19 protein-coding genes are annotated in these 21135 nt (G+C 67.0%); 18 read left to right on the top strand and 1 reads right to left on the bottom strand.

The annotated features are described in order from the left end of the window. Position 1: 1 nt before the first annotated feature. Positions 2-1162: an aminotransferase class I/II-fold pyridoxal phosphate-dependent enzyme gene (locus tag HF024_RS14660; protein WP_168690033.1), complete on the bottom strand. Its 1161-nt coding sequence runs from the start codon at positions 1160-1162 to the stop codon at positions 2-4. A gap of 44 nt (positions 1163-1206) precedes the next feature. On the opposite strand from HF024_RS14660, the gene HF024_RS14655 reads away from it, so the two are divergent. The 18 genes from HF024_RS14655 to HF024_RS14570 all read left to right on the top strand — a co-directional run bounded on the left by HF024_RS14655 (position 1207) and on the right by HF024_RS14570 (position 21127). Then, positions 1207-2325, top strand: a complete 1119-nt coding sequence (locus HF024_RS14655) for a GuaB3 family IMP dehydrogenase-related protein (RefSeq protein ID WP_168690924.1) — start codon at positions 1207-1209, stop codon at positions 2323-2325. Between the two features lie 37 nt (positions 2326-2362). Further along, the gene (locus tag HF024_RS14650; RefSeq protein ID WP_085370230.1) at positions 2363-4150 is read left to right on the top strand and encodes a glycerol-3-phosphate dehydrogenase/oxidase; all 1788 of its coding nucleotides are present in this window, start codon (positions 2363-2365) and stop codon (positions 4148-4150) included. A 100-nt stretch (positions 4151-4250) separates the two neighbouring features. Beyond that, positions 4251-4679 (top strand): peptidase inhibitor family I36 protein, encoded by a 429-nt coding sequence (locus tag HF024_RS14645; RefSeq protein ID WP_168690032.1) that lies wholly within the window; start codon positions 4251-4253, stop codon positions 4677-4679. Further along, entirely contained in the window at positions 4680-5606 is a 927-nt protein-coding gene (locus HF024_RS14640) for a hypothetical protein (protein ID WP_168690031.1), read from the top strand. Continuing rightward, positions 5603-6805, top strand: coding sequence for a peptidoglycan-binding protein (locus HF024_RS14635; protein WP_168690030.1), 1203 nt, complete (start codon positions 5603-5605; stop codon positions 6803-6805). The genes HF024_RS14640 and HF024_RS14635 overlap by 4 nt, the downstream gene beginning before the upstream one ends. Continuing rightward, the gene (locus HF024_RS14630; protein ID WP_168690029.1) at positions 6783-8672 is read left to right on the top strand and encodes an ABC transporter ATP-binding protein/permease; all 1890 of its coding nucleotides are present in this window, start codon (positions 6783-6785) and stop codon (positions 8670-8672) included. Before HF024_RS14635 ends, HF024_RS14630 begins: the two co-directional genes overlap by 23 nt. A gap of 89 nt (positions 8673-8761) precedes the next feature. Next, positions 8762-9292, top strand: a complete 531-nt coding sequence (locus tag HF024_RS14625; RefSeq protein WP_085370229.1) for a TrkA C-terminal domain-containing protein — start codon at positions 8762-8764, stop codon at positions 9290-9292. Positions 9293-9294: 2 nt separating this feature from the next. Next, positions 9295-10647, top strand: a complete 1353-nt coding sequence (locus HF024_RS14620) for a cation:proton antiporter (RefSeq protein ID WP_168690028.1) — start codon at positions 9295-9297, stop codon at positions 10645-10647. A 45-nt stretch (positions 10648-10692) separates the two neighbouring features. Further along, positions 10693-11487, top strand: a complete 795-nt coding sequence (locus HF024_RS14615) for an SURF1 family cytochrome oxidase biogenesis protein (RefSeq protein WP_168690027.1) — start codon at positions 10693-10695, stop codon at positions 11485-11487. A 4-nt stretch (positions 11488-11491) separates the two neighbouring features. Further along, entirely contained in the window at positions 11492-11941 is a 450-nt protein-coding gene (locus HF024_RS14610) for a DUF3817 domain-containing protein (RefSeq protein WP_168690026.1), read from the top strand. Positions 11942-12002: 61 nt separating this feature from the next. Then, positions 12003-13550 (top strand): glutamine-hydrolyzing GMP synthase, encoded by a 1548-nt coding sequence (gene guaA / locus HF024_RS14605; RefSeq protein WP_210723960.1) that lies wholly within the window; start codon positions 12003-12005, stop codon positions 13548-13550. A 171-nt stretch (positions 13551-13721) separates the two neighbouring features. Next, positions 13722-15584, top strand: a complete 1863-nt coding sequence (locus HF024_RS14600; protein ID WP_168690025.1) for a nucleoside-diphosphate sugar epimerase/dehydratase — start codon at positions 13722-13724, stop codon at positions 15582-15584. After that, positions 15581-16717: an aminotransferase class I/II-fold pyridoxal phosphate-dependent enzyme gene (locus HF024_RS14595; RefSeq protein WP_210723959.1), complete on the top strand. Its 1137-nt coding sequence runs from the start codon at positions 15581-15583 to the stop codon at positions 16715-16717. Before HF024_RS14600 ends, HF024_RS14595 begins: the two co-directional genes overlap by 4 nt. Continuing rightward, the gene (locus HF024_RS14590; protein WP_168690024.1) at positions 16714-17343 is read left to right on the top strand and encodes a sugar transferase; all 630 of its coding nucleotides are present in this window, start codon (positions 16714-16716) and stop codon (positions 17341-17343) included. The genes HF024_RS14595 and HF024_RS14590 overlap by 4 nt, the downstream gene beginning before the upstream one ends. Next, a complete protein-coding gene (locus tag HF024_RS14585; protein WP_168690023.1) occupies positions 17340-17999 on the top strand; it encodes an acetyltransferase in 660 nt (219 codons plus the stop codon). Before HF024_RS14590 ends, HF024_RS14585 begins: the two co-directional genes overlap by 4 nt. Next, complete coding sequence (locus HF024_RS14580) at positions 17996-18937, top strand: NAD-dependent epimerase/dehydratase family protein (protein ID WP_168690022.1); 942 nt, start codon at positions 17996-17998, stop codon at positions 18935-18937. Before HF024_RS14585 ends, HF024_RS14580 begins: the two co-directional genes overlap by 4 nt. Then, a complete protein-coding gene (locus HF024_RS14575; protein ID WP_168690021.1) occupies positions 18934-20091 on the top strand; it encodes a glycosyltransferase family 4 protein in 1158 nt (385 codons plus the stop codon). The genes HF024_RS14580 and HF024_RS14575 overlap by 4 nt, the downstream gene beginning before the upstream one ends. Beyond that, positions 20084-21127, top strand: coding sequence for a glycosyltransferase (locus tag HF024_RS14570; RefSeq protein ID WP_168690020.1), 1044 nt, complete (start codon positions 20084-20086; stop codon positions 21125-21127). The genes HF024_RS14575 and HF024_RS14570 overlap by 8 nt, the downstream gene beginning before the upstream one ends. Positions 21128-21135 lie beyond the last annotated feature (8 nt).

Genomic DNA, 21135 nt, shown 5'->3' with positions numbered 1-21135 from the left:
GTCAGCGCATCCAGCCTGAGCGCATCCGTGCGATGCGCGTGACCGCCTCCTCCAGCACCGCGGGCGAGCACGCGAAGTTCAGCCGTACGAACCCGGCGCCCTGCCGGCCGAAGTCGGCGCCGGGGTTCAGGGCCACCTTCGCCTCGGTCAGGATGCGCGCGCTTGGGTCGTCTCCCCAGCCGAGCGCGCGCAGATCCACCCAGGCGAGATAGCTCGCGTGCGGTTCGCAGTAGCGCGCATCCGGGAGGTGCTCGGCCAGCAGCGTCGTGAGCCGCGCGCGATTGCTGCCGATGGCGGCCAGGGCATCCGTCAACCAGGCGCGGCCGTCGCGGTATGCGGCCTCGGTGGCGATACGTCCGAGATGGCTGGTGCGCACCTCCACTTCGATGGGCAGCGACCGGATGCGGTCGGTCATCCTGTCATCGGCCGTCACGAAGATCGCGCACTTCAGCCCGGCGAGGTTCCAGGCCTTGCTCGCGGCGTGGGCGGCGATCCCGTGGCGGCGGGCCTCCGCGGAGACGGAGAGGAATGGGGTGAACGTCGCGTCCGGGTGGGTGAGCGGCGCGTGCACCTCGTCGCTGACCACGACGGCGTCGTACCGTGCGGCCAGCGCGGCCACCTCCGCCAGTTGCTCGGCGGAGTGCACCAGGCCGAGCGGGTTGTGCGGATTGCAGAGCAGGAACGCACGGGCGCCCGCGGCGAACGCGCGCGCGATGCCGTCCAGGTCGAGCGACCAGCCGTCTGCATCGGAGAACAGCAGCGGCACCTCGTCGACCACCCCGCCGGCCTCCGGCACCAGCTCGAAGAACGGCGGATAGACCGGGGGCGTGATGATCACCCGGTCGCCTGGCCGGATCGCCAGCCGCAGGGATTCGACGATGACGACGCTCACGTCCGTGGTCGTCAGCGTGCGCTCCGGCTCCACCTCCCAGCCCCAGGATGCGGAGGCGAAGTCGGCGAGGGCGCGCTTCGCGGCGTCGTCCGGCCCGATGTATCCGGTGTCGGAGCGGGAGATGGCGTCGTGCAGCGCAGCGGCGACCGGCTCGGCGAGCGGGTAGTCCATCTCGGCGACGAACAGCGGGAGCACGTCGTCCGGATACGCGCGCCACTTCTCGCTGGTGCGGGTCCTGAGCTGGGAGAGCGGGGAGGCTTCGACCGTCATGGGACCACTCTGCCAGCCCTCCGCCATAGACTGAACGAGTGAGTATGGAGATTGAGATCGGGCGCGCCAAGCGCGCTCGCCGCGTTTACGCCTTCGATGACATCGCCGTGGTTCCGAGCCGGCGCACCCGCGACCCCGAAGATGTGTCGGTGTCGTGGTCCATCGACGCGTACCAGTTCTCCATCCCGTTCCTCGCAGCGCCGATGGACTCGGTCGTCTCTCCGACCACCGCGATCATGATGGGCCAGCTCGGCGGTCTCGGCGTCCTCGACCTCGAAGGCGTCTGGACCCGCTATGAAGACCCGGAGCCGCTGCTCGCCGAGATCCGCGGCCTCCCCGCCGACAAGGCGACGGCCAGGATGCAGGAGATCTACGCGGAGCCGATCAAGCCGGAGCTCGTCACGGCACGCCTGGCCGAGATCCGCGAGGGCGGCGTCACCGTCGCCGGCGCGCTCTCCCCGCAGCGAACGCAGGAGCTCTACGAGACCGTCGTTGCTGCCGGCGTCGACCTGTTCGTGATCCGCGGAACCACGGTGTCCGCCGAGCACGTCTCCAAGAGCGTCGAGCCGCTCAACCTCAAGAAGTTCATCTACGAACTGGATGTGCCCGTCATCGTCGGCGGCGCGGCCACGTACACGGCCGCTCTGCACCTGATGCGCACCGGTGCTGCCGGCGTGCTCGTCGGCTTCGGCGGCGGCGCGGCATCCACCACCCGCTCGACCCTGGGCATCCACGCTCCGATGGCCACGGCAGTCGCCGACGTCGCCGGCGCTCGCCGCGACTACATGGACGAGTCGGGCGGACGCTACGTGCACGTCATCGCCGACGGCGGCCTCGGCAGCTCCGGCGACATCGTCAAGGCCATCGCCTGCGGTGCGGACGCCGTCATGCTCGGCTCGACGCTGGCCAGGGCGACGGACGCTCCTGGCGGCGGATACCACTGGGGTGCAGAGGCGCACCACTCGCAGCTGCCGCGCGGCAACCGCGTCTCCGTCGGGCAGGTCGCCCCGCTCGAGGAGATCCTGTACGGCCCGGCCCCGGTGGCCGAAGGCTCTGCGAATCTGGTGGGAGCCCTTCGACGCTCGATGGCAACCACGGGATACTCGGACTTGAAGGAGTTCCAGCGCGTCGAGGTCGTCGTCGCGCCGTACCGAGCGCAATAAGACGTCGGCCGATGGCGGCCGAGTTAGGGAGAGAACGATGGTCACACAAGGATCCGCGTCCAACCCCGCCGTGACGTATCCGTCACGGCTCGGCCCCGCAGAGCGAGCTGACGCGATCGCCGCGCTCAAAGACACCGAGCTCGACATCCTCGTGGTCGGCGGCGGCATCGTCGGCACAGGCAGCGCGGTGGATGCGGTCACCCGCGGCCTCAGCGTCGGACTCGTCGAGGCGCGCGACTTCGCCTCCGGCACGTCGAGCAGGTCGTCGAAGCTCGTGCACGGCGGCATCCGGTACCTGGAGCAGCTCGACTTCCGGCTGGTGCGCGAGGCGCTGATCGAACGCGGCCTGCTGCTGCAGCGCATCGCCCCGCACCTGGTGAAGCCGGTGCGCTTCCTCTACCCCCTCAAGAAGCGGGTGGTCGAGCGCGCATACGTCGGCGCCGGCATGATGCTGTACGACATCTTCTCCTACACCGGCCTCCGCCCGCCGGGCGTTCCGCACCACCGTCACCTGTCCAAGCGGCAGGTGCAGCGCGCCATCCCGAGCCTGGCGAACGACGCGCTGGTCGGCGGCATCACCTACTACGACGCGCAGGTGGACGACGCGCGCTATGTCGCGAACCTCGCCCGCACCGCAGCGCACTACGGGGCCCACGTGGCCACCAGGGTGCGCGTCGAGGGCTTCATCAAGGTGGGCGAGCGCGTGGTCGGCGTGCAGGCGCACGACCTGGAGACCGGGGAGCGGTTCGAGATCCGGGCCAAGCAGGTCGTCAACGCGACCGGCGTGTGGACGGACGACACCCAGGCGATGGTGGGGGAGCGCGGCCAGTTCAAGGTGCGGGCCTCCAAAGGCATCCACCTGGTGGTGCCGCGCGACAGGTTCCAGTCGAAGATGGGCCTGCTGCTGCGCACGGAGAAGAGCGTGCTCTTCGTCATCCCGTGGGGCAGGCACTGGCTGATCGGCACCACGGACACCGACTGGCACCTCGACAAGGCGCACCCGGCCGCGACGGCCGCGGACATCGACTACCTGCTGGCTCACGTGAACGCGGTGCTCGGCATCCCGTTGACCCGCGAGGACGTGGAGGGCGTGTACGCCGGGCTGCGGCCTCTGCTCGCCGGGGAGTCGGAGCAGACCAGCAAGCTGTCCCGCGAGCACCTCGTCGCGCACTCCGTGCCCGGCCTGGTCGTGATCGCCGGCGGCAAGTGGACCACGTACCGCATCATGGCGAAGGACGCGATCGACGCGGCCGTGGATGCGCTCGATGGCAAGATCCCCGCGAGCGCGACGATGGACATCGCCCTCGTCGGCGCGGAGGGATACCAGGCGGCCTGGAACAGGCGCAAGCGCATCGCGGCGGACAGCGGCCTGCACGTCGCCCGCATCGAGCACCTGCTCAACCGCTACGGCACGATGGCCGAGGACATCCTCGACCTCGTCCGCGACGATCCGGAGCTCGGCAACCCGCTGCCCGGCGCGGACGACTACATCGGGGCGGAGGTCGTCTACGCGGCGTCGCACGAGGGCGCGCTGCACCTCGAGGACGTGCTCGCCCGGCGCACCCGCATCTCGATCGAGGCGTGGGACCGCGGCGTGTCCGCCGCCCCCGTCGCCGCGCGGCTGCTCGCCGGCGTGCTCGGCTGGGACAAGGCGCGCGAGGAGCGCGAGGTGCGCACATACCTCGAACGCGTCGCCGCCGAACGCGCGAGCCAGCTTCAGCCGGACGACGAATCGGCCGACCGCATCCGGTTGGAGGCGCCGGACATCGTGGATGTCGACGCCGCGGCACTGAAAGCGGAGAAGTCGCCCAAGACGGCGAAGTAGGGCCGAATCCGGAAGGTGGAGTTTTAGATTCTTCTAGTGGTGTACTGTGGTTTCCGCCCTGTGATTGTCAATATCACGGGGAGCACCACCAAGGAGAAGAATGTCTCGATTCAAGAAGATCGTCGCGGCGAGCGCAACGGTTATGGCCGCCGCAACCCTTTCAGTGATCGCAACCGACCCCGCCTCGGCCGCCACATCGCACTGCCCGAAGTACTACGCGTGCATCTGGAGGGACACGATGTACGAGACCGCCGGCAACGGGCTCGGTCTCAGCAAATTCCAGTACTGGATGGACGACTATGCCAAGGCGTATGGCAAATACGAGGGCACGAACATCAGCGGTGCGGAGTCTGCATCGTCGCTGTTCAACAACGGTGGCTCCAGCAACGTTTTGTGGTACCAGCATCCCAACTACGGCGGCGACTACGTCTTCGTGGGTGTCGGGAAGTATGACGGCAACATCCACGATGCGGCCGGCGTCGTGACCAAGCAGTTCCACGACCGTATCTCGTCGGGCAAGTTCGTCTAGATGGTCTTCGCGAATGGGCGCCGGTCATCGCTCTACGCGATGGCCGGCGTTGCGCCTCTGCTCATCGTGCTCGCCGGCTGCTCCGGCGCAGAAGGGTCAACGACGACGCCCGAGCTTCCCGACAAGAATCTCGATCAGTGGGTCATGCCGCTCGACGAGTACCGTCCGACTGAGATGCACTTCACTGTCGCGTCGGCGGTCAGCAGCGCGATTGTTCGTGCCTGCATGGTTGACAGCGGCGAAGAGTACAAGGTTGCGATCGTGGATCCGGAGTCCAGAGGGAGCGAAACATCTACGCGATATGGGCGGAAACTGTTCTCCGTCGCGATTGCATCCGAATGGGGCTATCGCCCGGCTCCACCCCCAGGATCCTACGAGGCGGATCGCCGCGAGGCGATTGAGTATTCGACGACCCGGGGAGAGGCGTCGCCGTCATACGCCGACACGCTTGACGCCTGTCACAAGCGAGCGGACAAAGAGTATCCGCTCGCAGTGACGAAGTACCAGGGAGCGACAAGCCTTGCTATGGACGCCGATGCGGTCGCTCTCGCTTCCGAGGAAGTTGAAGCGGCGGCGAAGCGGTGGCGGACGTGTCTGACACCGAAGATTTCATTCGAAGTCCCACGATCGCCGATCGATATGCCAACGGAGGCAATGAGGGAGAAGCTCGGCATATTGGGCGGAGATTTGACGTCGATGTGGAGTGCCGGATCGACGGCTTCGAGCGCAGAGATCGAGACGGCGACGGAGGATGCGAAGTGCCGTCGGGAGAGCGGGTTCTCTCAGGCGTACTACGACGCATCCTGGGACGAACAGCGCGAACAGGTGCGCAAGCATGCTGACGAACTGGAGCGTGCTAGAAAGGCGATCCAGGACGACTGGGCGGATGCTGTGCGCAGACTCCACAGCGGGAACGCGACCGAATGACAAAGCGTCTGCGTCGGCTGCTCGTCATCGCAGGGGCTGCTGTTGGCGTACTGCTCATCTCCGGCGGATGGTTGGCGGCGTCGATCCTGCAGTCTCCCGCACAGCGCGAAGCGGCCGCACGTCCGCCTGCCCCGAAGCCGATCGTCGCTGAAGTGACAGAAGGCGACCTCGAGCGGATCGTCACTGTGCCGATCGCGCTCGTCGCGGAGGCAACCCAGTCGTTCGCCCTTCCCCAGCCGAGGGATGCTTCCCTCGTCGTGGTCACCGATCAACGGTCGGTGCCGGGGGGCACCCTCAAGGCCGGCGACGTGGTAACCGTCCTGAACGGGCGGCCCATCTTTGCAATGGTCGGAACCTTTCCCTTCTACCGGGATCTCGCCCTCGGTATGGAAGGCCCGGATGTCGCTCAGCTGCAACGGAGCCTCACTGTCGCGGGATATCCAATTGACGATGACGGGCGGTTCGGCAGGCAGACGATGCGCGCTGTGGAATCCCTCTATGAGGCGGCGGATCACAAGCTCGTGCTTCCGCCACCCGCTCCGACGGCGAACAGTCCTGCAAAGACGGTCTCAGGACCCGAAACGGAAACGCCGACTTCCGACGTAGAGGTGCCCGAATCCCTTCGAACTCCTGTCGTCCCGATGTCAGAGTTGCTGGTGTCTCCTGTCCTCCCCGCACGCGTCGCAAGCACTCCATCGGTAGGAACCGTCGTTAGCACTGAGACGGCGCTTGCGCTTGAGTTCGGAGGATTGGTCGCCCGGGCCGAGGTGGGCGACTCCGCGGCGTCACAGTTGACATCGGGAATGCCCGCGCATATCACCTTGCCGAATGGGGACACCGTGACCGCGGAGGTGTCGGATGTCGCGCCGAGCACGGGAAACTCAGACGAAGGCGAGAAGACGAGTACCGGTAGCACCAGCGTAACGCTCACGCTGGGCGGCGAAATTGCCGATGATTACCGAAGTCAACGTCACCACGCATCCATCGTCGTTGCGATCCTCGCTCGATCCGCGCTTCAGGTTCCCGCGAGCGCCGTCGTCGCGGAGTCCGGTGGCAGATCGCATGTTCTCAAGCGGGAACCAGACGGATCGTTTCGCCGCGTCGCGGTGACCGAGAAGGCGGTGCTGGAAGGACGCAGCGCTATCGAACCGTCGCTGCAGGGGGCGCTCAAGGCAGGTGACGTTGTCCGAGTCGGCTGAGAACGCAGTCGTTCTCCGATCCATCTCGAAGGCGTTTCCTCCGAACCGAGACGTGCTTTCTGGACTGGACTTCTCCGTCGCGCCGGGCGAGTTCGTAGCGATCGAGGGATCCTCGGGCGGGGGCAAGTCGACGATGCTGAACATCATCGGACTGCTTGACACGCCGGATGCCGGTGACTACCTGCTCGGCAGCGTCGACACCCGTTCTCTCTCCCGCAAAGACCTGGCGCGATTCCGCTCTGACACATTCGCGTTCATCTTTCAGAGTTTTCATCTCCTGGACCGAAGACCGGCGATCGACAGCGTCGAACTGGGACTTCTGTACAGAGGCCTTCGCCGGACGGAACGACGGAAGCGTGCTCTGGAGTCACTCGCATCGCTCGGAATCGAATCGCTCGCGTTCACACGAGCGGCGAATCTTTCAGGGGGCGAGCGTCAGCGTGTGGCGATTGCGCGTGCGCTAGCGTCGGGCGCGCCGATCGTGCTTGCCGATGAGCCGACGGGCAATCTTGATTCCGAAAGTGGAGCGAGCGTCGTCGCTGCCCTGCAGCAGGTGAATCGGTCTGGTGCAACTGTCGTCCTCGTCACACATTCACCGGAGGTTGCACAGTCAGCACGCCGCAGCGTCGTCATGGTAGACGGCCGCCTCACGGAGAGATCGACGACGGGTGCTTTCGAACTCCCGGAGCCTCGCCCTAGCCCAGGCGGGCCGGGACGCCCGTCCCGCCTTCGAATTGCTGACCTCATCGGGGATGCTTTCTCTACACTGGCGTCGCGTGTAGCGCGGTCCGTCGGCCTCGTGTCCGCAGTAGCGCTCGGAGTCGCTCTCGCGGTGGGCACCATGGGCGTTGCCCAGTCATCGCAGGCTCAGGTGCGCGACACGTTCGACGCGCATGTCAATCGAGACGTGAAAGCGGAATGGACGCCGCGCTCGTCGCAGCGAACGGGCGAGACGCTCAGGGACATCGAGCGCATTAGCGGCGTGGAGTCTGCTGGCTTGCTCGCTACTCATTCACCGGCTACAGCGCAAGCGACGACGACGAGAGAGCCGATTGAGGTGGTCGGCTACAGTGCGACGCCCGAGATAGCGGAGGCAGCGCGAGCGGACCTGGATTGGGCAGACGGAGTCGAGCGCCTCGAAACTGGTCACGCGCTGGTCGGAAGCGTTCTCGCCAAGCGTCTCCAACTGGCTTCCCCCGACCTCCGCCCGGTCGTGACAATCAATTCCCAGCCGTTCGTCGTCGCCGGGACAATCAACTCTTCGTCTCGGCTTCCGCACCTTCCGAACGCCGTGATCGTCTCGAACGAGGATTCCGCCGCGCTCGGCCGCTCAGACCGAGTGGTCGCCCTCGTGGTCTCACGTGCAGGTGCAGCGCAGCAAGTCGCAAAGCAGATTTCGTTCGCAATCGATCCCTTCCTACCGTCACGAGTCGAAGTCACGGCACCGACAGACCCGAGCGATCTTCGGGCGGAGGTGGAAGCCGATGTCCAGAGTCTGCTCTACGTCCTTACCGGCATCTCCGTCATCGCAGCAATCTTCGGTTTAGGTAACGCGATGGTCTCTGCCGTGATGGAACGCAGGCAGGAGTTCGGGTTGCGGCGCGCGATCGGAGCGAGGGCGTCGCATCTTTTCTGGCAGGTCATCGTGGAGGCAGTGATGCTTGGCGCGGTCGGCGGGGTAGTCGGACTGGCGACAGGAGTGGGAGGTCTTCTGATCGTGACCATCGCGCAACGCTGGGCTCCCGTCTTCGATCTGGCACTCGCGCCGGGCGCGGTCGTCGGCGGGATCGTTGTTGGATCGATCGGTGGGATGCTGGCAGCCATCAGTGCCGCGCGAATCCGGCCGAGTGACGCACTACGCCACTGACCACCTCGCTCCACGATCTGGTCCAGGGCTCACGCACAGAGGCCCTCCGGTAGGCTTGTAACTCCACGTGAATCGGTTGGAGACGGAACATGGTTGACGTTCGACGGGTCAAGTTGCCCGGGGTCGGGGTGCTGCATACCTTCGTCACAGACGATGGCGGAAAGGTCGGCGTGATCGCCCACCGGTCCGGTCACAGCGACCTCATCACTTTTTCCGACCACGAAGACGGTGCAGACGTGACGAAGGTCTCGCTGCGCCTGAACGACGACGAGGCCCACACGCTCGCCGAACTGCTCGGTGGCACGCAGATCACCGAGTCGCTCACCGCGCTCGACCAGATCCCGGGCCTCAGCATCGACTGGTTCAGCGTCGACTACGAAGACCACATCGCCGGGCAGCAGCTCGGCAGCCCCGCCGACCGCGGGATGGTCGGGCTGACCGTCGTCGCCGTCGTGCGCGGCGAGTCCGCCAACCCGGCGCCGGCTCCCGACTTCAAGGTGTTCCCCGGCGACACGCTCGTCGTCGCGGGGTCGCCGGAGAAGGTGGCCAAGGCTTTCGCATTCTTCCGCACCGGTGAGCTGCCCGTCCGCGCCACCGTCGACGCACCGCCTGGGGGGTAGCCATGCATCTCGGCGAAGACCTCATCATTCTCGGCGTCCTCCTGCTCGTGGCATACGTGCTCGGGCGTCTCGGCAAGCTGGTGGGTCTCCCCGCGATCCCCATCTACATGCTCGTCGGGCTGCTCGCCAGCCCGCACACCGGGTGGTTCCCGCTCAATTTCGAGTCGAACTACATCGAGCTCATCGCGATCTTCGGGTTGATCCTGCTGCTGTTCAACCTGGGGCTGGAGTTCGATCAGGACGAATTCTTCGGCAACTTCGGCAAGCTCATCATCTCCGGCGGTTCGTACATCGTCGTGAACATGGGTGTCGGCCTCATCTTCGGCTTCATGGTCGGCTGGGGCACCAGGGAAGCCCTGATCATCGCCGGAATGACGGCCACGTCGTCCAGCGCGATCGTGACCAAGCTGCTGATCGAGCTGAAACGCCTGGCGAACACAGAGACGCCGATGATCCTGGGCGTCACCGTCGTCGAGGACATCTTCATCGCGATCTACCTCGCGATCGTCTCCGTGGTGCTGAGCGGCGAGACGGACTTTTGGCCGATCGTCGCCAAACTGGCGATCGCGTTCACCTTCCTCGTGGTGATGTTCACGATCGCGCGGTTCGGCGGCCGGTACGTGTCCAAGCTGTTCCGCACCAAAGACGACGAACTGTTCACCATCCTGTTCTTCGGCTTCGCCGTGCTGTTCGCCGGCATCGGCGAGATCCTCGGCGTCACGGATGCGATCGGCGCATTCCTCATCGGCCTCGTGCTCGGCGCGACGAAGTACCGCAACAAGATCGAGCACATCGCGATCCCGTTGCGGGACGTGTTCGCCGCGTTCTTCTTCCTCAACTTCGGCCTGGCGCTGAACCCCGCCCAGTTCCCGTCCGTCGTGGTCCCCGTGCTGCTGGCGGTGCTGCTGACGATCGTGCTGAACATCCTCGCAGGGCAGTTCGTCGCCTGGATCAACGGGATGGGCGTGCAGGCCGGCATCAACACCACCGTCATCCTGCAGAACCGCGGCGAGTTCGCGCTGATCCTCGCCACGCTGTCGTTGAGTGCCGGGCTGGATGAGCGCATCCAGCCGTTCGCCGGCCTGTACGTGCTGGTCATGGCCGTCCTCGGGCCGGTGCTCGCAGCAAACTCCGAGAAGATCGGTGCGATGATTCTCCGGACCGGCAAAAGCCCGAAGAAGAAGCGCGCGAAGAAACCCGAGCGCGATCCGATGCTCGACGAGGAGATCGCGCTCGTGGAGGCGGCGACAGCCGACCTCGACCCAGAGGCGCGATCGGACGACACCCGGCAGGCCATCGACCGCGTCGTCGAGCAGGCCATGCACGAAGACAGCAGCGACCGAAAGCGGGACTGAGCCATTAGCACGACCAGCGGCAGTGGAGAGACCACACTGTTCCAGATGATGCTGCGCCCGCGGTGGATCGGCGCACTCGTCTTCGCGCTGCTGCTGGCCGGTGGATTCGCGTGGCTGGGCCAGTGGCAGCTGGAACGCGCCGTCGAGGCGGGCAAGGTCGTCGAGATCCCGAGCGAGACGGTGCTGCCGCTCGCGAAGGTGGCGAAGCCGGGCGGCCCGATCGCCGACACGGCGACCGGCCAGCTCATCAGCGTGACCGGCTCGTTCGTGCCGACCGACTACCAGCTGGTGCAGGGCAGGCTCAACCACGGAACCGCCGGCTGGTGGGTCGTCGCGCACGCGACCGTGCCAGGCGCCGAGGAGGGCGCGCGTCCCGTCGCCCTCGCCGTCGCGCGCGGGTGGGCCGCCGACGAAGCGACCGCGACGTCGGTCATGGCGCGGCTCGCCGATGAGCCGGCCGCCCAGCAGGAGATCGTCGGCAGGCTGCTGCCGACCGAGGGGCCGGAGGTCCCGAGCGACAAGAAGCACCCGACGGCGATGACCACCATGTCGGTCGCCGCCCTCTACAACCTCTGGACCGGTGTGGACGGCATGGATGTGTACTCCGCATACGTCGTCGAGAAGACGCCGCCCGCCGGGCTGACGAAGATCGACTCGCCCCCGCCCATCCAGGAGCGCACGCTCAACTGGCTCAACATCTTCTACGCGGCGGAGTGGATCATCTTCGCCGGATTCGCGGTCTTCTTCTGGTATCGCCTGGTGAAGGACGCGAAGGAGAAGGAAGACGAATTGCGCGAGCTCGCCGCCGGAACGGCCGCCCCGCTCGGGAAAGTAGAATAGACCCATGCCCCTCGCTCCCAAGCTCGCCGATTTCCCGAAGATCCGCGGGGCGCTCCGGTTCTACCAGGTGTTCGCATACATCACGGGCATCATGCTGCTGCTGCTCTGCCTCGAGATGGTCATCAAGTACGGGATGGGCTACCAGCTCTTCGCGTTCGGCAACCACGGCGTCTTCGCCCTGGTTCCGGTGAACGACCCGGTGACGCCGACGGGCGTCGACCTGAGCACGGGCATCCTGATCGCGCACGGCTGGCTGTACGTCGTGTACCTGTTCTCCGACTTCCGCCTGTGGAGCCTGATGCGGTGGAACTTCACGAAGTTCGTGGCGATCGCCCTCGGTGGCGTCATCCCGTTCCTGTCGTTCTTCGTGGAAACCCGCATCACCAAGCAGGTGAAGTCTCATCTGGCCGGCCGTGAGGCCGAGGAAGCGACCCTCGTGGAGGCATCAAATTAGCACTGACCCAGCATTCTCCGACCTGCTCGGAGGCGCAGACTCCGCCAACCCGTCCGGTCCGGTGCTCGTCGTAGACTTCGGCGCGCAGTACGCGCAGCTGATCGCCCGGCGCGTGCGCGAGGCGAACGTCTACTCCGAGATCGTGCCGCACACCGTCACCGCCTCCGAGATCGCGGCCAAGCGCCCGGCGGGCATCGTCCTGTCCGGCGGCCCGTCCAGCGTCTACGAGGAGGGAGCCCCGCAGCTCGACGAGGCGATCTTCGACCTCGGCGTCCCCGTGCTCGGCATCTGCTACGGCTTCCAGGTGATGGCCACCGCGCTCGGCGGCGAGGTCGCGCACACCGGTCAGCGCGAGTACGGCTCGACCGCCGTGCGGATCAGCGACGCGGGCGTCTTGCTCGACGGCCAGCCCGAGGAGCAGACGGCGTGGATGAGCCACGGAGACTCGGTCTCCAAGGCTCCTGAGGGCTTCGAGGTGCTCGCGTCCACCGACTCCACCCCGGTCGCCGCCTTCGCGAACGACGAGCGCAAGCTGTACGGCGTGCAGTGGCACCCCGAGGTGAAGCACTCCGCGTACGGCCAGGCCGTGCTCGAGAACTTCCTGCACCGCGCGGCCGGCATCCCCGCCGATTGGAACAGCGGAAACGTGATCGCCGACCAGGTGGCCGCGATCCGCGCCCAGGTGGGTTCCGGCCGGGTCATCTGCGGCCTGTCCGGCGGCGTCGACTCCGCCGTGGCCGCCGCGCTCGTGCACGAGGCCGTCGGCGACCAGCTCGTCTGCGTGTTCGTCGACCACGGTCTGCTCCGCAAAGACGAGGCCCGCCAGGTCGAGGAGGACTACGTCAAGGCCACGGGCATCCGCCTGGTGACCGTGAACGCGCAGGACCAGTTCCTCGACGCGCTCGCCGGCGTGAGCGACCCGGAGACCAAGCGCAAGATCATCGGCCGCGAGTTCATCCGCACCTTCGAGAAGGCCCAGGCCGACCTGATCGCCGAGGCCGCCAGCGAGGGCGACCCGATCCGCTTCCTCGTGCAGGGCACCCTGTACCCGGATGTGGTCGAGTCCGGCGGGGGGACGGGCACCGCCAACATCAAGAGCCACCACAACGTCGGCGGCCTCCCGGAAGACCTGCAGTTCGAGCTCGTCGAGCCGCTGCGCACCCTGTTCAAGGACGAGGTGCGCGCCATCGGCCGCGAGCTCGGCCTCCCGGAGGAGATCGTCGGCCGCCAGCCGTTCCCCGGTCCTGGCCTGGGCATCCGGATCGTCGGAGAGGTCACGCGCGAGCGTCTCGACCTCCTCCGCGACGCGGACGCCATCGTGCGCGCGGAGCTCACCGCCGCCGGCCTCGACACCGAAATCTGGCAGTGCCCGGTCGTGCTCCTTGCCGACGTCCGCTCGGTCGGAGTGCAGGGCGACGGCCGCACATACGGTCACCCGATCGTGCTGCGCCCGGTGTCCAGCGAAGACGCGATGACCGCGGACTGGACGCGCTTGCCGTACGACCTGCTCGCCAAGATCTCCAACCGCATCACCAACGAGGTCGACGGCGTCAACCGCGTCGTGCTCGACGTCACGTCGAAGCCGCCGGGAACCATCGAATGGGAGTAGGCGGCCCGGCCGAGGCCACCGCCTGAAAAGGGCCGGGATGCTCGCGCGTCCCGGCCCTTGTGGCATGATAAATACCGTAAGGTACGAAACCATGACAATGTGTGGGAAAATGGCGTCGGCCTTGGCGCCATCCCCGACGCCGCAGTACACGAAAGCGAGTCCGCACCACCGATGTCCGTGAAGAACTGGCTCTGGAGCACTCACGTCCAGGATGAGACGCGAGCGCGCGGCGAGTCGATCTTCGTCCGCTTCGGCGTCCAGTACCTGACCGATGCGGTCGCCTGGGCCCTCGCCATCGTCGCGGCCGTCGTGTTCCGCTACGACTTCGTCGTCTCCCGGGTGCACTGGGTGCCCGTCCTCTTCCTCTGCCTGGTCGTGATCGTCCTCCAGCTCCTGCTCGGCTGGACGTTCGGCGTCTACCGCGGACGGTTCACATACGGCAGCTTCGAAGAAGCACGCGCCGTTGCATACACGGTCGTCACGATCGCCCTGTTCTCCTCCGTGCCCGTCGTGATCTTCTCCGCCCAGATCGGAGTCCCGCGCAGCCTCATGCTGATCTCGGGCTTCATCGCATACGGGTTGATGGGGGCTGTACGGTATCTGAAGCGGATGTACGTCACGCAGCGGATGCGCCCGGACAACGCCCAGCCCGTGCTCCTGCTCGGGGCAGGATTCATGGGCAGCCTGATGGTGCGCCGGATGCTGACAGACCGCGAGTCCGAGTACATCCCCGTCGGCTTCCTCGACGACGACAGGAGCAAGCGCAATCTGCACCTGATGGGCGTGCCCGTCCTCGGGCGGTTCAAAGACATCGTCAAGGTCGCGAACTCCACGCGCGCCACGGCGCTCGTCGTGTGCGTCGCCCGCGCTGACTCCAACCTGCTGCAGCGCGTCACCACGATGGCAGACTCCGTCGGCCTCAAGGTCAAGGTGCTCCCCGAGCTCGACGACCTCAACGACGGCCGCACCACCCTCAAAGACGTCCGCGACCTCTCCATCGAAGACCTCATCGGGCGGCACCCGGTCGACACCGACGTCGCGTCCATCGCCGACTACCTCTCGAACAAGCGCATCCTGGTGACCGGCGCCGGTGGCTCCATCGGTTCGGAGCTGTGCCGGCAGATCGCGAAGTTCGGTCCGGCCGAGCTGATGATGCTCGACCGCGACGAGACCGGCCTGCAGCAGACGCAACTGCAGATCTCCGGGCACGGCCTCCTCGATTCGACGGACGTCATCCTCGCCGACATCCGCGACGCCGACGCCCTCGAGCGCATCTTCGTCGCCCGCCGGCCAGAGGTGGTGTTCCACGCCGCAGCGCTCAAGCACCTGCCGATGCTGGAACAGTATCCGGACGAGGCGTGGAAGACGAACGTGCTGGGGACGCTCAACGTGCTCCGCGCAGCGATGACGATCGGCGTGGAGACCTTCGTCAACATTTCCACCGACAAGGCGGCGAACCCCACGAGCATCCTGGGCCACTCCAAGCGTGCGGCGGAGCGGCTGACGGCATGGGCGGGCAAAGAGACCGGTCACTCCTACCTCTCCGTGCGGTTCGGCAATGTGCTTGGCAGCAGGGGCTCGCTCCTGCCCACCTTCCAAGCACTGATCGCTGCGGACAAGCCGCTCACGGTCACGCATCCGGATGCCACCCGCTACTTCATGACCATCCCCGAGGCGTGCCAGCTCGTCATGCAGGCAGGCGCCATCGGTTCGCCCGGCGAGGTCCTGATCCTCGACATGGGCAAGCCCGTGCGCATCCTGGACATCGCGCGCCGCATGATCGCGCAGTCCGGCAAGAGCCTCGAGATCATCTACACGGGCCTCCGCGACGGCGAGAAGCTGCACGAGGAACTGACCGGCGTCGGCGAGGCGGGCGCGCACCGCACGCACGCGCTCATCTCGCACGCACGGGTGCTGCCCATCGATCCCAGCAGGCTGGACCGCTCCGAATGGCAGCGTCGCTGGGACGACGACCAGGCTGAGACGGCGATCGTCGGAATCGAGCGCGGAAGCCTCGGGGGAGTGAATCGTTGAGTTCCAAGATCTACATGTCTTCGCCGGATGTCGGAGACCTCGAGCAGGAGTATGTGCTCAATGCGATGCGCTCCGGCTGGATCGCCCCGCTCGGTCCTGACGTCGACGGCTTCGAGCAGGACATCGCCACGCGCGTCGGCGTGCAACACGCCGTCGCCCTCTCCTCGGGCACGGCCGCCCTGCACCTCGCGCTCCTCGGGCTGGGTGTCGGCGCCGGGGACACCGTGGTCACTGCGACGATGACGTTCGCCGCGACCGCGAACGCCATCGCGTACACGGGGGCAGCGCCGTACTTCGTCGACTCCGATCCCGTCACCGGCAACATCTCGCCCGCGCTCCTCGAGCAGGCTCTCGCGCAGCTCGTCGCAGAAGGCCGGCGTGTGGCGGCGATCGTCCCTGTCGACCTGCTCGGCAGGTCCGCAGACTACGACGAGATCCTGCCCCTGGCTGAGCGCTACGGGATCCCGGTCCTCGCCGACGCGGCCGAGTCGCTGGGGGCGAGCTACCGCGGCAAGGCGGCTGGCTCCTACGGGGTCGCGGCCGCGCTGTCGTTCAACGGCAACAAGATCCTCACCACCTCCGGCGGCGGAATGCTGCTGACCGACGACGAGGCGCTCGCCTCCCGCGCACGCTACCTGGCGACGCAGGCGCGTCAGCCGGTGGTGCACTACGAACACGTCGACATCGGTTACAACTACCGGATGAGCAACCTCCTGGCCGCTCTCGGCCGTGCGCAGCTCTCGCGTCTCGACGCGATGATCGCACGCCGCGCCGCCGTCCGGGAGCTCTACCGTGAGCTGTTCGCACCCGTCCAGGGCGTCTCGATCTTCCAGGGAGAAGGCGACGAGTCGGACAACAAGTGGCTGACCTCCATCCTGGTCGAGCCGTCCGAGTCCGGCTGGACGGCGGAAGAGCTGCGCGAGTGGCTGAACGCCGACCAGATCGAGAGCCGTCCGCTCTGGAAGCCGATGCACCTGCAGCCGGCGTTCGCCGACGCTGGGGCACTCGTCGACGGCAGTGCACAGCACCTCTTCGAGGTCGGCATCACCCTTCCCAGTGGGTCCGTGCTCGATCAGGATCAGCTCGACCGCGTGCAGGGTCGCATCCACTCCTTCCTCGGAGCGCATTCGTGAGCACGCGAGGGTATGACAAAGGCAAGCGCCTGCTCGACGCCGTCGCGTCCGGCATCCTGCTCGTCGTACTCTCGCCGGTCATCGGCATCGTGGCCGTGCTCGTCGCGATCAAGCTCGGCCGTCCTGTGATCTTCTCCCAACCGCGTCCCGGTCGGGGCGGCAGGATCTTCACTCTGCGCAAATTCCGGAGCATGAAGTCCGTGGACGTCGACGCCGGTCTGGTGACCGACGAGGACCGTCTGACCCGATTCGGGAAGACGCTCCGTGCCTCCAGCCTGGACGAGCTGCCAAGCCTCGTGAACGTGCTGCGCGGAGACATGAGCTTCGTCGGCCCCCGCCCGCTGCTCGTGTCCTACCTCGAGCGGTACACCCCTCGCCAGGCCCGGCGCCACGAGGTTCGTCCGGGAATCACCGGCCTCGCCCAGTCGAGCGGCCGCAACGACGTGCCGTGGGAGCGGAGACTGGAGCTCGACGTCGAGTACGTCGACACCCGCAGCTTCCGGCTGGATGCGCTGATCCTCGTGCGCACCGTCCGCTCCGTGTTCGTGCGGGAGGGCATCTCGCACGACGGCCACGCCACGATGCCGGAGTTCGGCGCGGCAGAGCCGTCGGGAGGCGGCGCGTGACGGTTCCGCTCGTCATCGTCGGCGGAGGGGGATTCGGCCGGGAGACACTGGACGTCGCGGAGGCGATCAACGCAGCCGATCCCGGTCGGTTCGACATCCTCGGTGTGCTCGACGACGGCGCAGACGACCTCGTCGGCTCTCGCCTGGCTGCGCGGAATGTCGACCTCCTCGGCCCGATCGACGACTGGCTGGCGCGCGGTGTCTCCGCGCACTATGTCGTCGCCATCGGCAGCCCGGCGGTCCGGGAGCGTCTCGACGCGCGCCTGAGTGCCGCCGGCCTGGAACCGGCCACCCTGATCCATCCCAGCGCCGTCGTCGGTTCCGTCGCGCTGATCGGTGCCGGCTCGGTGATCTGTTCCGGCGCCCAGGTGTCCACGAACGTCCGGCTCGGCCGCGCTGTGCACCTCAACCCGGGTTCCATCGTCGGCCACGACGCGGTGCTCGGCGACTTCGTCTCCGTCAACCCCGGCGCCATCGTCTCCGGCGAGGTCAGTGTCGGAGCCTCCTCCCTGATCGGAGCAGGTAGCGTTGTGCTGCAAGGTCTCCGCGTCGGAGGGGGCAGCGTCGTCGGCGCTGCGGCCTGCGTCACCAGAGATGTCCCTGAAGGCAGCACCGTGGTCGGTGTACCTGCACGCGAATATTCGAAAGACCAATGAAACTACTCATCACAGGCGGGGCCGGATTCATCGGCTCGAACCTCGCACGCTATGTCACTTCGCACGTCCCCGGCGCGGAGGTCCGCGTCATCGACGACCTCAGCACCGGTCGCCTGGACAACCTGGACGGCGTCGACGTGCGTTTCATCGAAGCGTCGATCCTCGACGGGGACGCCCTGAACGAGGCCGTCTCCGGCGTCGACTCCGTCGTGCACCTCGCTGCGCTCGGCAGCGTTCCGCGCTCGGTGGCCGCGCCGCTGCCTTCGCACCACGCGAACGCCACGGGAACGCTGCACGTGCTCGAAGCATCCCGTCTCGCCGGGGTCGAGCACGTGGTGGTCGCGTCGTCGAGCTCGGTCTACGGCAGCAACACCAAGCTCCCGAAGTCGGAGTTCGACTGGACCAGGCCGATGAGCCCGTATGCGGTCACCAAGCACGCGACAGAGGGCTACACGATCGCGTACAACTACTCGTACGGGATGAGCACCCTCGCGTTCCGCTTCTTCAACGTCTTCGGCCCGTACCAGGCCGCCGACCATGTCTACGCGGCCGTGATCCCCAAGTTCCTCGACGCCGCCCTCAACGGCCAGCCGCTGACTGTGCACGGCGACGGCCTGCAGTCCCGCGACTTCACGTACGTCGAGACCGTCTGCTCCGCCCTGTTGGACGCGGTGCAGCGCCGGGTCAGCTCCCTCGACCCCGTCAACCTCGCGTTCGGCACGAGCACCCCGCTGCTGCGCGTCATCGACCTGATGCAGGAGCACCTCGGCATCGACATCGCCGTCGAGCACGTCGAGCCGCGCGTCGGCGACGTGCGCGCGTCTCAGGCCGACGGCATCCGCATCCGGGAGCTGTTCCCCGATGTGAAGCCGACCGACTTCGAGACGGCGCTCGGACAGACCATCGACTGGTACCGAGAGCGGCACGCGAGCCGATGACCTCGAGCAAGCCGCGTATCGTCCTCGGCGTGACGGTCGACCTCTCGTTGCGCTTGATGGCGGGCTTCCCACAGTTCCTCGCCGAACGCGGCTGGGACGTCCACGTCGTATCGTCGCCGGGCGCCCGGCTGGATGCGCTGGAAGGGGTCGACGGCGTGACGGTCCACGCACTGACGATGGCCCGCGAGCCGTCCCCCGTCTCCGACCTGCGCTCGCTGATCGCCTGGGTGCGCTTGCTGCGCCGTCTTCGCCCGGACGTGGTCTCGGTCGGCACCCCCAAGGCCGGTCTTCTCGGCGGCATCGCCGCTCGCCTGACACGGGTCCCTGGTCGCGTCTACATGCTCCGCGGCCTCCGCTTGGAGACGTCGACGGGCGTGAGCCGTCGTGTCTTCACGCTGCTGGAGCGTCTTGCCGTCTGCTCGGCGAACGTGGTCCTCGCGGTGAGTCAGAGCCTCGCCGCGCGCGCGGTCGAACTCGGCGTCACCCCTGCGTCGAAAGTCCGCGTCCTCGGGTTGGGCAGCTCGAACGGGGTCGACGTCGCCGCCCTCGACCGAGCGAATTTCGACGACGCCGCCCTCGACGCGCTCGCCGTGCGACACGGAATCGACCGCCGCATCCCGACCATCGGCTTCGTCGGCAGGCTCACCGCTGACAAGGGTCTGGACCTCCTCTCCGAGGCTCTTTCCGACCTCGTGGCGACGGGGATCCCCCATCAGCTCCTCGTCGTCGGGGGCAGCGAGGACGACACCGGAGATCGGAGAGACTGGCAATCGATGACCGTCCTGACCGGTCATGTTGACGACCCTGAACCGTATTTCCACCTCATCGACGTGCTGTGCCTCCCCACAAAGCGGGAAGGATTCCCGAACGTGGTCCTCGAGGCTGCGGCGGCATCCAGGCCCACCGTCACGACAGACGCGACAGGGGCCGTGGATTCGGTGGTCGACGGCATCACTGGATTCGTCGTGCCGCGTACCTCGTCGTCCGCACTGGCCAAGGCTCTCGCCGCTCTTCTCGCCGACCCGGATGTTCGTGTACGCATGGGGCGTGCAGCGAGAGAACGCGTGGTTGCCGAGTTCAGCAACCACATCGTCTGGGAACGTCACGAGGCGTTCTATCGAAGCCAGCTGACGACCGGGCGCCGGCATGGCTGACCTTCTCACAGCGGTCACCACGTATGGCCGCGGCGGCGGGAGCGCGCGCGTGCGCGTCTTCAGCTGGACCGACCGGTTGCGCGATGGCGCGACGGTCTCCGACTATCTCGGGGGGCGCACCAACGCACCGGCGGAGTTGCTGCGGCATCCGGCACGCGTCCTCTCCGCGGAGAGGCGCCTCCGGCGGCTGGCCGGGCAGAACTCGTCGTCACCGCTGCTGATCTCGCGGCAAGCATCCCCGTTCTCCAACGGGGGGATCGAATCGCGACTGCTCCGATCGAGCGTACGGGGCGTCTACGACTTCGACGACGCGTTGCCGTACACCCCGCCGCGCGCCATCGACCGGCTGTGGTCGAAGCGACGCGTCTGGGAGCGCAGCGTGCGCGCTTCGGACGTCGTGATCGCGGGGAACGATTTTCTCGCCGAGCTGGCGTCCTCTGCATCGAGCGAGGTCGTCGTCATCCCGAGCTGCATCGAGCCTGGTGAGTACGTCGTCAAGCAGGACTACTCCATCGACTCGGCCCATCCGGTGGCTGTCTGGCTCGGGTCGCCGTCGACCGAAGCGCACCTGCTCAGCATCGAGACTGCCCTCCTTCGTGCACACGAGGCCACGGGTCTGCGCGTGAAGCTGATCAGCGCTGGACAGGCCGACCTCGGCGGGCTGGAGTCGATGGTGGACCGTGTCGAGTGGAACCCGTCCACCGTGGCTGAGGAACTGGCAGCTGCCGACTTCGGCATCATGCCGCTCCCGGACAGCCTGTGGAACCGCGGGAAATGCGGGTACAAGCTGCTGCAGTATGCCGCGACCGGTCTTCCGTTGGTGGGAAGTCCCGTCGGCGTGAACGCGACCATCCTGTCGCGCGCAGACGGGCTCGCCGCGTCGAATGCGAGTGAATGGACGGACGCGCTCGTGGCGATCTGCGACGAGTCGGAATCGTCGAGGAGCGCCCGGGGGAGAACCGCCCTGGATGCGGCCGTCACGCAGTATTCGTACGACAGCTGGGAGTCGGAGTGGCTCGCGGCCGTCGGACTCTGAACGCCGTC

This window comes from Leifsonia sp. PS1209 (genome assembly GCF_012317045.1).
Taxonomy (GTDB): domain Bacteria; phylum Actinomycetota; class Actinomycetes; order Actinomycetales; family Microbacteriaceae; genus Leifsonia.
The sequence above is the reverse complement of the archived record's forward strand: the minus strand, read 5'-3'. Positions and strand labels throughout refer to the sequence as shown.